The organism is Pseudoxanthomonas sp. PXM01 (assembly GCF_014851815.1).
GTDB lineage: Bacteria > Pseudomonadota > Gammaproteobacteria > Xanthomonadales > Xanthomonadaceae > Pseudoxanthomonas_A.
Genome location: NZ_JACVAJ010000004.1, coordinates 100,898 through 115,474, shown reverse-complemented (window position 1 = coordinate 115,474; position 14,577 = coordinate 100,898). Strand labels below are relative to the sequence as shown.

Here is a 14,577-nt window from a genome sequence, read left to right as displayed (position 1 = left end):
CACGACGACCACGCCGATCACGCAGAGCTCGGCTCTGACGGTGGCCAAGAGTGTGACCTCGACGGGTCCGTACGCGCTGGGCTCGACGATCAGCTACAGCGTGGTGGCGACCAACAGCGGCACGGTGACGCTGAACAACGTGGTGGTGAGCGATCCGCTGCTGGCGGCGCCGAACAGCACGACGTGCGCGACGCTGGCGCCGGGTGCGACGTGCACGCTGACGGGCAGCTATGCCGTGCAGCAGACGGACGTTGACGCGGGCCAGGTGGTGAACACGGCGACGGCGGACTCGAATGAGACCGATCCGGTGACCGGCACGACGACCACGCCGATCACGCAGAGCTCGGCTCTGACGGTGGCCAAGAGTGTGACCTCGACGGGTCCGTACGCGCTGGGCTCGACGATCAGCTACAGCGTGGTGGCGACCAACAGCGGCACGGTGACGCTGAACAACGTGGTGGTGAGCGATCCGCTGCTGGCGGCGCCGAACAGCACGACGTGCGCGACGCTGGCGCCGGGTGCGACGTGCACGCTGACGGGCAGCTATGCCGTGCAGCAGACGGACGTTGACGCGGGCCAGGTGGTGAACACGGCGACGGCGGACTCGAATGAGACCGATCCGGTGACCGGCACGACGACCACGCCGATCACGCAGACGTCTTCGCAGACCCTGGTGAAGGCATTGACCAACGACAGCACCGGTGGCGCCGTCGTGGTGGGCGACGTGCTGACCTATACGGTGACGATGACCAACACGGGCAACACGACGTTGAGCAGCGTGGTCGTGGGCGATGCGCTGACCACACCGTCAACCGTCACCTGCGCCAGCGTGGCGCCGGGCGCGACCTGCCAGCTGGTGGGCACGTATACGGTGACCCAGGCTGACGCAGATGCGGGCACGATCCGCAACACGGCGGTGGTGACGAGTCCGGCCTGTCCGGCGGGCAGCACGGATCCGGGCTGCACGACGACGATCGACACCCCGGTGCAGAACCCGGCGGTGACCTTCAGCAAGTCGGTCACCCTCCCGATCGGGCAGACCGAGGTCTCGGTGGGGGACACCCTCACCTACAACCTGCAGATCGTGGTCGACGATGCCGCGACCACGTCGCCGGTCACGCTGACCGACACGCTGGGCCAGGGCCTGACGCTGGGTGCGGTGACGGCGGGCAGCTTGAGCTGCGGCGCGGGCAATCCGCTGGTGTGCACGCTGCCGGCGAATACGGTGCCGGGCACCTATCTGGTGACCTACACCGCGATCGTGAACGAACTGGCGACCGGGTTCGTCCGCAACGTGGTGGTGGCGACGGGCGATGACGCCCCGACCTGCCAGGGCGCGTGCCAGACCGAAACCATCGTGACCGAGCCGTTGCCGGCCATCGTCAGCTACGGCAAATCTGCCGTGCTGCCGGCAGGCAAGACCAGCGTGGTCGCGGGCGACGTGATCACCTATACGTTGTCTGCGACGGTGGCGGCGGCACCGACCTCCAGCGCAATCACCCTGACGGACACGCTGGGCACAGGCCTGACGTTCGGTACGGTGACCTCGGCGGGTGCCTACACCTGCAGCGCGACCAGTCCGCTGGTGTGCACGCTGCCGGAGGGCACGGTGCCGGGCGTCTACACGGTCACCTACACCGCGACGGTCAACGGCCAGGCGAGCGGCGTGGTCCGCAATGCGGTGGTCGGTACGGGTACCGACAACCCGGTGTGTGCGAACGAGTGCGACATCGAGACGCCGGTGGCAACGCCGACGGTGGTGGTGAACAAGGGCTCCGATCCCGCCAACGGTGCGACCGTGCAGCCTGGCCAGGTGATCACCTACACCTTGTCGGTGCAGGTTGGCCAGGCGGCTCTGGATTCCGCCGTGACCCTGGTGGACACGCCGGATCGCGGGCTGACGCTGGGCGCTATGCCGGCTGGCTGCGCCTACAACGGCACGACCATCACCTGCATCGTGCCGGCCGGTACGCCGGTGGGTACGCAGACGTTCACCTACACGGCCACCGTGAATGCTTCGGTGACGGGTCGCGTGACGAACGTGGTCGTGGCCAGCGGCGCGGATCCGACCGATCCGCCGCCGACCTGCCAGACCTGCAGCACCGAGCATCTGGTCGGCCTGCCGGAGATCCGCCTGAGCAAGTCGGCCGGCGTGCGCGAGGTGCGCATTGGTGACCTGGTCCGCTATACGCTGACGGTGGAGAACGTGGGCAGCACCGACCTGGTCAATGGCAGCATCACGGACACGCCGGCGGCTGGCTTCAGCTATGTCGAGGGTTCGCTGTTGGCAGCCGATGCCGACCAGATGGCGACCGTCTCGGGCAACCGGCCGTTGCGCTTCGCAGGCGTGGACGTGCGTGCCGGCGAGACCGCCACGCTGGTGTACGTGTTGCGGGTGGGCGCGGGCGTGCGTCCGGGTGCCCACATCAACCAGGCGCAGGTGCGTTCGTCGACCGATGAGCCGGTGTCGAACGTGGCCACAGCGGAGGTGCAGTTGACCGCCGATGCGATGCTGGATGACAGCCTGCTGTTCGGTACGGTCTTCAACGACCGCGACGGCGACAGCTGGCAGGACAGCGCAACGCTGGGCGGCGTGAAGGTGCAGGGCGGTTTCGCACCGGGCGCCTATATCGCCAACTCGACCACCGTGGACCATGGCGCGGGCCCGCAGCCCGAGCCGGATGCCAGCTCGCCGATGCTGCACGGCATCGCAGTCGGCACGATCAGTGGTCGCCAGTCGCCCGCGGACCCGGCGGATGCCCATGAAGTGGTCATCCGGCAGCGCTTGAGCGAGCTGGCCTTCACCGACGACTTCGTGCTGACCAGCGACCAGGGCGTCACGGTACGCATGGATGCCGTGGGCAACACGCGCATCGAGCAGTCCGGCGATGCCGCCAAGGGCCTGACCGCGGCAGCGCCGACCGTCGAGCGGCGCGTGGCGCAGGGTGAGGGCGGCTACGTGGTCGACTACGTCATCCGCAACGCCGGCATCGACGAGCGCGGTATCCCCGGTGTCCGCATCGCGTCGGTGGAAGGTCTGCTGATCGAGACCGATCAGTACGGCCGCTACCACCTGGCAGGCGTGTCGGGCGGCGCATGGGAGCGTGGCCGCAACTTCATCCTGAAGGTCGACCCGTCCACGCTGCCGTCCGGTGCCGAGTTCACCACCGACAACCCGCTGCTCCGCCGGATCACTCCCGGCGTGCCGGTGCGCTTCGACTTCGGCGTGAAGCTGCCGGAACAGGTGATCGAGGGTGGCAGCGAGCAGGTGGAGCTGGAGCTGGGCGAGGTGTTCTTCGCACCCGGCAGTGCCGAGGTCCGCGTGCAGTACCAGCCGGTGATCGAAGCGATGGCTGCCCAGGTGCGCAAGCACGGCGGCGGCGAGGTGGTGATCAGTGCCAACGGCGATGCCGAGGCCTTGGCGTTCGAACGCGCCAACGCGGTCAAGGCTGCACTGCTGGAGATGCTGGAACCGACCGTCGCGCAGGCGCTGGTGGTCAGCGTGCGCGGCAACGTCGACGATCCAGGTTCGCTGGTCGTCGGCGTGGATGAAGGCGGCGCGCTTCTTGGCACGGTGCTGTTCGACACCGACAAGGCGGCGATCCGTCCGGAGTTCGAACCGTTGCTGGACAAGGTGGCGGCGGCACTGGAGAAGCGGGGCGGCGGCAGCATCGCCATCGTCGGCCATACCGATGTGCGGGGTTCGCATGCGTACAACACCGCCCTTGGCATGCGCCGTGCAAAAGCGGTCTACGAGGCCCTTGCCAAGCGACTGAGCCCGGAGGTGCGCGCCAACGTTCGCGTGGAATCCAGTAACGATCCGACAGCCCCTGTCGGCGTGCGCAAGTGAAGGGGCGGATCATGAAGAAGCGTATGAAGATGAAGCTGCTGGACTACACGCTGATCGGACTGTTGGCGGGTGCCACCCCGGTCGCCGCTGCGCAGGCGCCTGTGCCGGCCCCGGCGAAGAACGGCCAGGCGGCGGCAACGGTGGAATGCGATGGCCAACAGTGCGCCGGCGAGGAGGGCCTGCTGTTCCGGCTGCGCACGCGCAGCTACGACAGGCCGGTCACCCAAGGCACGAGCGAGCAGTCCTCGTCTCCGGCCCTGCAGCCCGATCGCCGCGTGACCGTGGCGACCGAGCAGCCTGGCAAGGCGACGGCGATGGGCAAGTTCTCCATCGACCTGCCCGGCGGCGGCGCCATCTGGGCGACCGAGGATCCCACGCTCGGCCAGCCGGAGCTGTCGGTGTCCGCCCCGACGATCGTGTCGTTCGACGGCCAGCGCATCACCAAGCCAGTGCAGTTCTACGTGCGGGGCAACTACCCGGCCTTCATCAAGCGCCTGGAAATCTCGCTCTATCGCAGCAGCGATGCCGACCTGATCGAGCCGATCGCCACCGTGCCGCTGGATGTGGCCGGCGTGACCCAGGCCGATTGGGATGGCGCCCTGCCGGCCAGGTATCCGTTCCGCAAGGGCGACGAACTGGTCTACGTGCTGCGCGCCTACGGTGAGGGCGACAGCTTCGATGAGACCTATCCGCGCACGCTGCAGCTGGTCTCTCCGGAAGAGGCCGAGCGCGGCGCGAACCTGCTGCGCGACAGCGCCGAGCGTGCGCTCGGCACATCGTTGTCGAGCGAGCAGGCGCAGGCGCAGCGTCAGCTGGACGACGTGTTCTCCGGCAATGGGTTGCGTCAACAGAACATCCCGATGTACGGCTCCCGCATCCGCATCCAGGGCCGCAATATCCCCGACCGGGCGCAGCTGACCATCAACGGCGAACAGTATCCGGTGGATCTGGAGCGCAAGTTCGTCGCGGAGTATCTGGTACCGGTGGGCCGCCACCGCTTCGAGATCGGAGTGGGCGAGACCGGCAACGGTGGCGGCAGCGGACGGGCCGCGACGCACGCGTTGGACGTGGACGTGACAGGCCGCTACTTCTTCGGCGTCGGCCTGGCCGACGTCACCGTCTCGCAGAACAAGGTCAGCGGTTCGGGTGCCGCGTTCGCCAACGACACGCGTTACCAGGACGACGTGATCAGCGACGGCCGCCTCGCGTTCTATGGCAAGGCCAAATACGCCGGCAAGTACCTGGTCACGGCGCAGGCCGACACCACCCAGCGCGATCTCGAGCGACTGTTCGACGGCTTCACGAAAGCCGATCCCCAGGACATCTTCCGTCGCCTCGATCCGGACTTGTACTACCCCGTCTATGGCGACGACTCCACGACGTACCGCGACGTGGACACTATGGGCCGCTTCTACCTGCGCGTGGACTGGGACAAGAACCAGGCGCTGTGGGGTAACTACAGCACCGGCATCACCGGCACCGAGTACGCCCAGTACCAGCGCTCGCTGTACGGCGCAGCATTGAACTGGCGCTCCAATGCGACCAACCGCTGGGGCGATCCCGGCAGCGAAGTACGCGTGTTCGGTTCCCAGGCGGAAACCGCGCCGGGCCACAACGAGTTCATCGGTACCGGCGGCAGCCTGTACTACCTGCGGCACACCGACCTGTTGCCGGGCTCCGACGTGGTGACGCTGGAGATCCGCGACCTGACCACCGGACGCACCGAGAACCGCGTGGTCCTGCAGCGTGGCACCGACTATGAGATCGACGAACTGCAGGGTCGCGTGCTGCTGACGCGCCCGCTGGCGCAGATCACCCGTGAGAACGCGCCTACGCTGACCCGCGACACGCCGCTGGACGGTTTCGAGCAGCGCCTGATCGTGGACTACGAATGGGTGCCGTCGGGCTTCGATGCCGACGACATCACCGCCGGCTTCCGCGGCAAGCACTGGTTCGGCAATCACGTTGGCGTGGGGGCGACCTACGTGCAGGAGAACCGTGCGGGCGAGGACTACACGCTGGCGGCCGGCGATCTCACCCTGCAGGCCGGCAAGGGCACCTACATCAAGGCCGAGTACGCGCAGACCGAGTCGTTCGGCGCACCGGTGTTCTTCTCCGACAACGGCGGCCTGAGCTTCATCCAGCAGAACGACACCGCGCTGTTCCGCGAAGGCGACGCCAAGTCGCTGGAAGCGCGCGCCAACTTCAAGGAGCTGGGCTGGACCGAGCAGGACTGGAGTGTCGGTGCGTGGTGGCGCAACACCAGCGCGGGCTATTCCATCTCGCGCTATGACACCGGCCGTCCGGTCACCGAATACGGTGCCGAGCTGCTGGGCCAGTTCACGCCCAATCTGGGCCTGTACACGCGCTACACCCGCGCCGAGAGCGGGGTGGAAACGCTGACGCAGGCGCAAGCCACGCTGGAATGGCGCGTCAACGACGCCAGCACGTTCAGTGCGGAAGTCCGCCGCGTGGATCAGGAGGGCACCGCGGCCGATGCCGCCGGCACGCTGGGTGCGTTGAAGTACCTGCACCGCTTCGGCAGCTCGCTGGAGCTGTACGGTATCGGGCAGGTGACGCTGGACGACGATGGCGGCGAGTACGCCGACAACAACGCACTGACCCTCGGCGGCAAGTACCTGTACGGCAACCAGTCGTCCGTGGGCGCGGAAGTCACCACGGGCGACCGTGGCGAAGCCGCCACCGTCAACGCCGAGCATCGCCTGACCACGGAACACTCGATCTACGGCGCGTACACCTACTCGACCGATACCACCGACTACGATTCGGTGTTCAACCGCAGCGCCCAGAATGGCTGGACGCTGGGCCAGCGCTGGCGCCTGTCCAACCAGGTCAATCTGTACAACGAGAGCCAGTTCCTGAAGGAGCGTGATGCTTCCGGGCTGGCGCATACTTTCGGCATGGACTTCTATCCGGCCCAGGGTTGGAACATGGGGTTCACGCTGTCCGATGGCGAGTTGACCAACACGGCGGGCGGCAATGTCGATCGCCGTGCGATCAGCGTGTCGGGTGGTCGCACGTCGCCGGATACCGACTGGCAGAGCAAGCTGGAGTGGCGCGAGGACACCGGTGCCGAGCAGCGTGAGCAGTGGGTCAGCACGAACCGCCTGACGCACAAGTTCAACGAGAGCTGGCGCATCGCGGCACGGTTGAATTACGCAGACACCGACGATCAGCTGGATCCGCTGGCCAGCGCCCGCTTCATCGAAGGCAACGTGGGCTTCGCCTACCGTCCCTGGGACAACCAGCGCTGGGGCCTGTTCGGCCGTTACACCTATCTGTACGACCTGGCCACACTCGGCCAGATCGGCGGCGCGGACTACGACCAGAAGTCGCAGATCCTCTCGTTCGAAGGCGTGTACAAGCTGGACCAGCGCTGGGAATTCGCCGGCAAGCTGGCGCGCCGCGAAGGCGAAGTGCGCATGGGGCGTGGCACGGGCGTGTGGCTGGATTCGGCCACCACATTCGCGGCGGCGCAGGTGCGCTACGACCTGCGCACGCAGTGGCATGCCTTGGCGGAGTACCGCTGGCTCGACGTGGATGACGGTGGGTCGAAGCAGGGCGTCCTGCTGGGTGTCGATCGCGACCTCAGCAAGAACTTCCGTATCGGTGTGGGTTACAACTTCACCGACTTCAGCGACGACCTGACCGACTTCGACTACGACCACAAGGGCTGGTTCCTGAACCTGGTCGGCACGTACTGACGTCCGGTCCGGTCCGACGGCGCGGCGCCTCAGCGAGGCGCTGCGCCGCGAGAAGGCGCGTCATCGGGACGATGATCTGGGTGGGGCCCCGCCTGGGCCGCGTCCGGTTGATAGTCCCGCACCAGCGTCGCGCGGATCGTGGTAGTGCTGGCATGGCGCGCACCGAGGTGCCGACTGGCTTCCACCAGTGCGTCCTGCAGCAGGGTTTCGGCCTGACGCCGGTCTGCAACCGACGTCGGGCCGGCAAGGCGGGCGCGTTGCAGCAGCGCCTGCGCCAGCAGGTGCCGGGCACCGGGTGACGGCCAGTGACGCTGCCCGGTGGCGTGGATCACTTCCTGCAGCAGGCTGATCGCTTCGCGCAACGGGAGTGGCGCGGACATGGCAGGCGTCTGGTGGGCGAAGGCCAGCAACGCCATCGCCTGCTCCTCCTTCGCATCCAGTGTCGTGGGATGACGCGGACCCAGCGTGCTTTCCAGCAGCTGGACCGCCTGTCGCGAAAGGGCTGCGCCCTTGCCTGCGTCGTCGCGTGATGCGACGCGGGCCTCGAGCAGCAGCAACTGTGCGTACTCCGGGTGCCGGGCACCGTACGTGGCGAGGATGGCCTCGTGTGCCGCCTGCACGGCGGTGGTCGCGAGGGGGGTGTTGCCGGGGGTCCGCGAAGCGACGTCAAGCTGCAGGCGCAGGCTTCGTGCGGTATCGGGATGGTGCGGACCCAGACGCTGGCGACGCGCATCGAGCAGTGCGGTGGCCCGTTCGGAAGCTTCCGCATAACGCTCCCGGAGCATCAGCAGCGGGAGCATGGCTTCACTGACGCTCTCCTTCACGGCCGGCGCGCTTGCGTGCGCTGCGCGGGCCGCGTTCTGCAGCTCGATGTCCGCGGCCGCCAGGTCCAGTAGCTGGAGATGCCACTGTGCGCGCAGCACGAGCAGTTCCACCTGCATGTCGAGGGCGGTCTGCGAGGACGTGCCGGCGGCGCTGCGCTGTGCGAAGGCGAGTGCGTCGAATGCGGCGTCGTACTCGGACAATCCCCAGTGGGCGCGTGCCAACTCGACCAGCAGTCCGAGCGTGGAGGGGTCTGCGCTCGTCTGCGTGGATGTCGAGCGCTGCAGTCCCTGCGTGGCGACATCGCGTGCTTCCGCGTGGCGCGCCTGCAGATTGAGCAGCATGGCCAACATGGCCTGGGTGTCGGCATCGCCGGCCGCATCGTTCGACAGCAGGCCATGGGCTTCGCCCGCCAGCGCCAGGGCCTGTCGGTAGTCGCCCAGTGCTGCGTAGCTACGTGCCAGAGCAGCGAGCGCCCTCGCCTTGATGGCGGGGCTGGCATCCAGGGAAAGCGCGCGCAGGCCTGCTTCGGTCCTCCCCAGCAGATGGCGGGACGACGGGCGGGTGTCCGCCAGTCCCGACAAGGTCACGCTGCCGAGGGTCTGTTCGAACACGGAGGACACCGCCTGGGCATCGTGCAGCGTCTGTCGGTCCTGGCGATGCAGCCAGCCCAGCACGCCGGCGCCGGCGGTGCCCACGACCAGCACGCTGGCCGCCAGCGCGCTGGCAAGCGCGTTCCGTTGCAGGAAACGTCCGAACACATAGGTGCGCCGGCCGCCACGTGCCACCACCGGATGCCGCGTGAGCCAGCGTTCCAGGTCTTCAATCAGCGCATCGACGCTGGCGTACCGGTCCTCCGGCGCCAGTGCGACGGCCTTCATGGCGATGGCATCCAGGTCGCCCTGCAGCCGCTTGCGCAGGCGTCGTGGGTCCAGGCCGCCCCGTTTCCTCGCCAGTTCCGGTGAACTCGACATCGCCAGCGCGGACGGCGCGCGGGCAGGCATCGAAGGAAGTCCGATGAGGCTGGCATGCAGGGGAAGCAGGGGGCGGGGCCAGTCGCCGACGAGCAACTGGTAGAGCATCACGCCGATCGAGTAGACATCGCTGGCCACCGATGCCGCCGCACCCGACAGCACGTCCGGTGGTGTGTACCCATTGGACACGGCGATCCGTGGGGCCGCCGCGCCATGCAGGCTGCCGGTGACGGCCGACAGCCCGAAATCCACCAGATGTACGCGGCCGTCGGTCGACACCAGCAGGTTGCCGGGCTTGATGTCCTGGTGCAGCACGCCGTGATCGTGGGCATACCGCAGCGCCTGGCATGCCTGTAGCAGCAGGCGGATGCGCTCCGCGAGCCCGAGCCGCTGCTGGTCCGCCCACAGGTCCATGGCGGTGCCGTGCACGAGGCGCATCGCGAACCAGGGCCTGCCGTCGGCCTCGACGCCGCCATCCAGCAAGGGCGCGATATGCGGGTGATCGAGTTGCGCAAGGTGGTTGCGTTCGCGCATGAAGGCATCGATCAGCGCAGGCGACGAGATCTCCGCGCGCATGCACTTCAGCGCGACCTGCTTCTCGTACTGGCCATCGGCACGGCTGGCGCCGTAGACGGTTCCCATGCCGCCCGACCCGAGGACACGATCGATCCGCCACGGGCCCAGCCGGTTGCCCACGCGCGCCGATGCGTCATCGTCGTCGCCCTCCGTCGACACCTCGCCTAGGAGGTCGAAGGCCGCGACTTCGAGCGGATGGGTCGCCGCATCGGCGGACAGCAGGCGCAGCAGCGCATCGTGGAGGGCTGCGTCGCGATCCTTCAAGCGTGCGAGGGCGGCGGAACGCTGCGACGGCGCCAGGTCGACGTACTCGTCGAACAGATCCAGCGCACGGGCTTCCAGGTCGGACATCAGCGACAGTCGGTCAAGGGCAAGGACGTCGCGCACAAGGCAGGCGAGGCGGCCACGGACCCATTGACGCGAGGGTATCGCGCTTTCGCGGCGGGGTGCCTGAAGGCGGGAAAAGATGGCGCGCCCGGAGGGATTCGAACCCCCGACCAATGGCTTCGGAAGCCACTACTCTATCCGGCTGAGCTACGGGCGCACGGGACCGGCATTCTAGCCGCAAACCGGTGCGATGGCCCAGTTCCGCCTGTGCGACGCGTAATCCAGACGCGCAAGCCGGCCTGTTACCCTTTTGCGCATGGGATACGAGCGTTACGAAGAGGCCGGAGGTCCGCGTTGGCGCGAGCGCCTGGGCCAATACTGGAAACTGGTGCGCGGCGACCGCCCGATCGGCGTGCTGCTGCTGCTGTGGCCGACGTGGTGGGCGTTGTGGCTGGCCGCTGGCGGCATGCCGCCGTGGTGGACGCTGTTCGTGTTCACCGCGGGCGTCTGGCTGACACGATCGGCGGGGTGCGTGATCAACGACTACGCGGACCGCTGGCTGGATCCGCAAGTGGAACGCACGCGAGGGCGCCCGCTGGCGACCGGCGCGGTCTCGGGACGCGAAGCGCTGGCCGTGTTCGCGGTGTTGATGCTGGTCGCATTCGCGCTGGTGCTGACATTGAACCGGCTCACCGTCTGGCTGAGCGTCATCGGACTGTTCCTCGCCGCAAGCTATCCCTATCTCAAGCGCTACACCTATCTGCCCCAGGTGTACCTGGGTCTGGCATTCGGCTGGGGTATCCCGATGGCGTTCGCGTCCGTGCAGGGCGAAGTGCCGGCCGTCGCATGGGTGCTGTACGCCGCCAACATCCTGTGGGCCACGGCGTACGACACCTGGTACGCGATGGTGGACCGGGAGGACGACCTGCGTGCCGGATCCAAATCCACCGCCATTCTGTTCGGCGATCTCGACCTGGCCATCCAGGGGGTGCTGTATGCCCTGGTGTTCGTTGCGTTGTATCTGGTCGGGCGGCAGGCGGGGCTGGGCATCTGCTACTGGGCAAGCATGGGTATCGCCTCGTTGCTCGTCATCTCACAGTTCTGGATGGCGCGTCATCGGGAGCGTGAGGCGTGCTTCCGGGCCTTCCTGCACAACAATTGGGTGGGTGCGGTGGTCTTCGTCGGACTGGCGTTGGATCTGGCCCGCCGAACGGCGTAGCCCGTAGCCAACAAGGTGCGAATAGCGTGATACGGTTCACACTTGTTCGATGTGACAGCACGCAGCGCACGACATGGCAAAACAAGACAGGGGCACGGGAATCGCAGGGTTCCTTTCTGTGAGGTGTGGGCGCTGGATGGTCGGCGCGCTGTTGGCGGCATGCCTGGGCAACACCGCGGCGCAGACCGTGCGATGGGAGGATTACCGCGGCAACGACCGTGTCGGCACTGTCTATACCGGCCCGGTGGGCGCGCCGACGTTCGCCAACAACACCGGCACCGGCGCGGTCCGCCTGAATGCGCTGCGCGCGATCGCCGCCAACCCCGCCAATGCCGTGCGCACCGGCACGGCGGCCGACATCAACTACCGCGCGGCCGCCAACAATCTCTGCAACCTCGATTCGGCGGCCACCAGTGTCGCTTCCTGCAACCTGCAGGCGATGGGGCGCGTGTCGTATGCGCTGATCCAGTTCCCACAGGCGGGCACCTACACCGTCAGCATCGCGCACGACGACAACGTCGAACTCGGCTTCTCCAGCGACTACGCCAACACGGCCTACCGGACGGCCTCGTACGACATCCCGGTCGGCACGGTCAACGACTGGACCGCCAACGAGGACACGTACGTCAGCCTCGGCAGCTTCACCGCGGCCAACGCCAACAGCTGTGCGCTGGTGCGCATGTACTGGCTCAACCACGGCGGCATCAACCATGCGCGCCTGCGCTGGACGCTGCCGGGCAGCGGCACGCCGGCCATCATTCCGTCGACGGCGTTCCGCGACCCCGCCGCCGCGGCCAGCGCGACCGGCTGCAACGGCTCGATCACCGGCAACGGCACCACCATCACGCTGAACAAGGTGCTGGGTGCGCCTCGCGCCGATGCCGGCGACCAGTTCACCGTGCAGATCGGCACGACGTCGACGGCCGGCACGGTGCGCGAAGCCACTACCGCCGGCACCGGCACCGGGCAGCAGGCCAGCACGGGCGCGTTGGCGGTGACCACCGGCACGACCTACTACCTGCGCGACACCATGGCGGCCGGTAGCACATCGACGCTCGCGGGCGCGTACACGGCGGCGATCGCGTGCACGCGCAATGGCGCGGCGTTCACGCCGGCTGGAGCATCGCCGACGTGGAACGTCACGCCGGCCGCCAACGACCAGATCGTGTGTGCGATCACCAACACCGCGCGTCCGATCCTGCGGCTGCGCAAGGAGCTGCCCGATGGCCGTCTGCAGGCCGCGGACCAGTTCGCGCTTGCCATCGCAGGCGCCGGTGCGGGCGCCGGCGCGTCGGTGACGACAACCGGTGCAACCACCGCGCCGACGCAGGTGGCGATCGTCAGCCCGGCGACGGCGGGCACCAGCTACACCTTCTCCGAAGCCGGGGCGGGTGGCGCGAACCTGGCCGACTACACCACGACCTATGCCTGCACGAATGAACGCAGTGGCGGATCGGCGCCCACCGGCAATGGCGCCTCGTTCGCGTTCACCCCGGCCGCGGGCGACCAGCTGAGCTGCGTCTTCCGCAACGTGCGGATCCCGAGGACCGACCTGTCGATCACCAAGGCGGCCAGCCCTGCGACGGCGCTCTCCGGCAGCGTGGTGACCTACACGGTGACCGCCAGCAATCCCGGCCCCAGTGCCGCCAACGGCACGGTCATCCGTGATACCCCGGGTGCTGGCCTCAACTGCACGGATCCCGTCGGCACGGCGGTGTGCGCAGCGTCCGGCGGTGCGAGCTGCCCGGGAGCCACCGTGCCGGTCGCCAGCCTGACGGGGGCGGGCGTGACGATTCCGGTGCTGCCCGCGGGCGGCCAGATCGTGCTGACGCTGCAATGCCGCGTTACCGCCACCGGCCTCATGCCCTGAAGATGTGGTCGCGTGCGATCACGGCACACGGGCGCACACCCACGCATCCACGCGCCTGACACCCGCGCCGAGCAGGGCGCGGGCCGCTGCCTGCAGGGTTGCTCCGGTGGTCATCACGTCATCGACCAGGGCGACATGGCCGGGTAGCGCGGCCTGCGGCACGACCCTGAAGGCGCGGGCGACATTGCGCTGGCGCTGACCAGCATCGAGCTCGGATTGCGGTGCGGTCGCACGGACACGATGCAGCAGGTCGGGCCGCAAGGGCAGGGCGAGCGCGGCGGCGAGGGGGCGTGCCAACTCCAACGCCTGGTCATACCCACGCTGGCGTATCCGATGCGGATGCAGGGCCACGGGCACGATCGCGTCCGGTCGCGGCGCCGACGCCAGCGGTCCGGCCATCAGCTCCGCCATCAATCGCCCGGCCGCCAGGTCGCGATGAAACTTGAAGCGCGGCACCAGCCGGTCCAGCGGGAACCCATAGACGAACACCGCCCGCGTCTGCGTGAGCGCCGGAGGGCGCCGCAGGCACTCACCGCATTCGCCGTTCGCGGCCATCGGCAGGCCGCAGCGCAGGCAGCTTGTGAGGTTCCAAGGCAGCTGTTTCGTGCACGATGCGCACATATCGGCGCCATTGTGGCCGCGTTCGCGGCAGATCAGGCACCTCGGTGTAGACAGGGGCAAAAGGTGAGAACGCTGCCCTCGCTAGATCAGTGACTTACACACCTAACGTGGATGCCGCGAAAGCTCAAACCGGAGCCATAAGGCGAGATTTATCCGGATTTTCTGCCCATAAGTCGAGATTCCTTGATCTGCTCAGGCGGAAGCCCGCGCGTCAGCCGGAATTTCGCCGGATGTTTGGTTGAGCATGGCGTCGAGCATCACGTTCAGCGCTGTCGCTACCTCGGGCTGTGTGCTGACCAGCTCCATCATCTTCCTGCCGAGCACTTCCACCTGGGCATCCCCGCCCATTCGGTGTCGCACCAGCAACTTATGTGCATGTTTGCACACTTTGAGTGCATGCCCATCTAACCGCTTGAAGTGGCCCGCGGCGATTCGCGATACCTGCGACGGGTGCACGCCATTGTCGCGCGCTATGGCGCTACGCGACGCCAAGCGTTCGGCAATTACTGTGTTGAGCGCGGCTAGGCCGGTAGCACGATCCATATGGACATTGTGCAAATTTGCACGTAATATGCAAGCGTGCCTACAGAGGA

At 67.6% G+C, this 14,577-nt stretch carries 7 protein-coding genes and 1 tRNA gene; 4 read left to right on the top strand and 4 right to left on the bottom strand.

What is annotated here, in order from left to right:
• The first annotated feature begins 40 nt into the window (after positions 1-40).
• Positions 41-3,850 (top strand): OmpA family protein, encoded by a 3,810-nt coding sequence (locus IB230_RS19600; RefSeq protein WP_343227372.1) that lies wholly within the window; start codon positions 41-43, stop codon positions 3,848-3,850.
• An 11-nt stretch (positions 3,851-3,861) separates the two neighbouring features.
• Positions 3,862-7,575 carry a hypothetical protein gene (locus IB230_RS19595; RefSeq protein ID WP_225589699.1) on the top strand — a complete coding sequence of 1,238 codons (3,714 nt, stop codon included), beginning with the start codon at positions 3,862-3,864 and terminating at the stop codon, positions 7,573-7,575.
• Positions 7,576-7,604: 29 nt separating this feature from the next.
• Here the strand turns inward: IB230_RS19595 and IB230_RS19590 are convergent, their stop codons facing one another.
• Together IB230_RS19590 and IB230_RS19585 are read right to left on the bottom strand one after the other, a co-directional pair.
• Entirely contained in the window at positions 7,605-10,298 is a 2,694-nt protein-coding gene (locus IB230_RS19590) for a serine/threonine-protein kinase (protein ID WP_192274556.1), read from the bottom strand.
• A 116-nt stretch (positions 10,299-10,414) separates the two neighbouring features.
• Positions 10,415-10,491, bottom strand: a tRNA-Arg gene (locus IB230_RS19585).
• A gap of 99 nt (positions 10,492-10,590) precedes the next feature.
• Between IB230_RS19585 and ubiA the strand changes: the two genes are divergently transcribed.
• Complete coding sequence (gene ubiA, locus IB230_RS19580; RefSeq protein WP_192274555.1) at positions 10,591-11,493, top strand: 4-hydroxybenzoate octaprenyltransferase; 903 nt, start codon at positions 10,591-10,593, stop codon at positions 11,491-11,493.
• Between the two features lie 136 nt (positions 11,494-11,629).
• A complete protein-coding gene (locus tag IB230_RS19575; RefSeq protein ID WP_192274554.1) occupies positions 11,630-13,363 on the top strand; it encodes a DUF11 domain-containing protein in 1,734 nt (577 codons plus the stop codon).
• An 18-nt stretch (positions 13,364-13,381) separates the two neighbouring features.
• On the opposite strand, the gene IB230_RS19570 is transcribed toward IB230_RS19575, so the two are convergent.
• Together IB230_RS19570 and IB230_RS19565 are read right to left on the bottom strand one after the other, a co-directional pair.
• On the bottom strand, positions 13,382-14,044 hold the full coding sequence (locus IB230_RS19570; protein WP_192274553.1) for a ComF family protein: 663 nt from the start codon (positions 14,042-14,044) through the stop codon (positions 13,382-13,384).
• A gap of 132 nt (positions 14,045-14,176) precedes the next feature.
• Positions 14,177-14,527 carry a hypothetical protein gene (locus IB230_RS19565; protein WP_192274552.1) on the bottom strand — a complete coding sequence of 117 codons (351 nt, stop codon included), beginning with the start codon at positions 14,525-14,527 and terminating at the stop codon, positions 14,177-14,179.
• Positions 14,528-14,577: the final 50 nt, after the last annotated feature.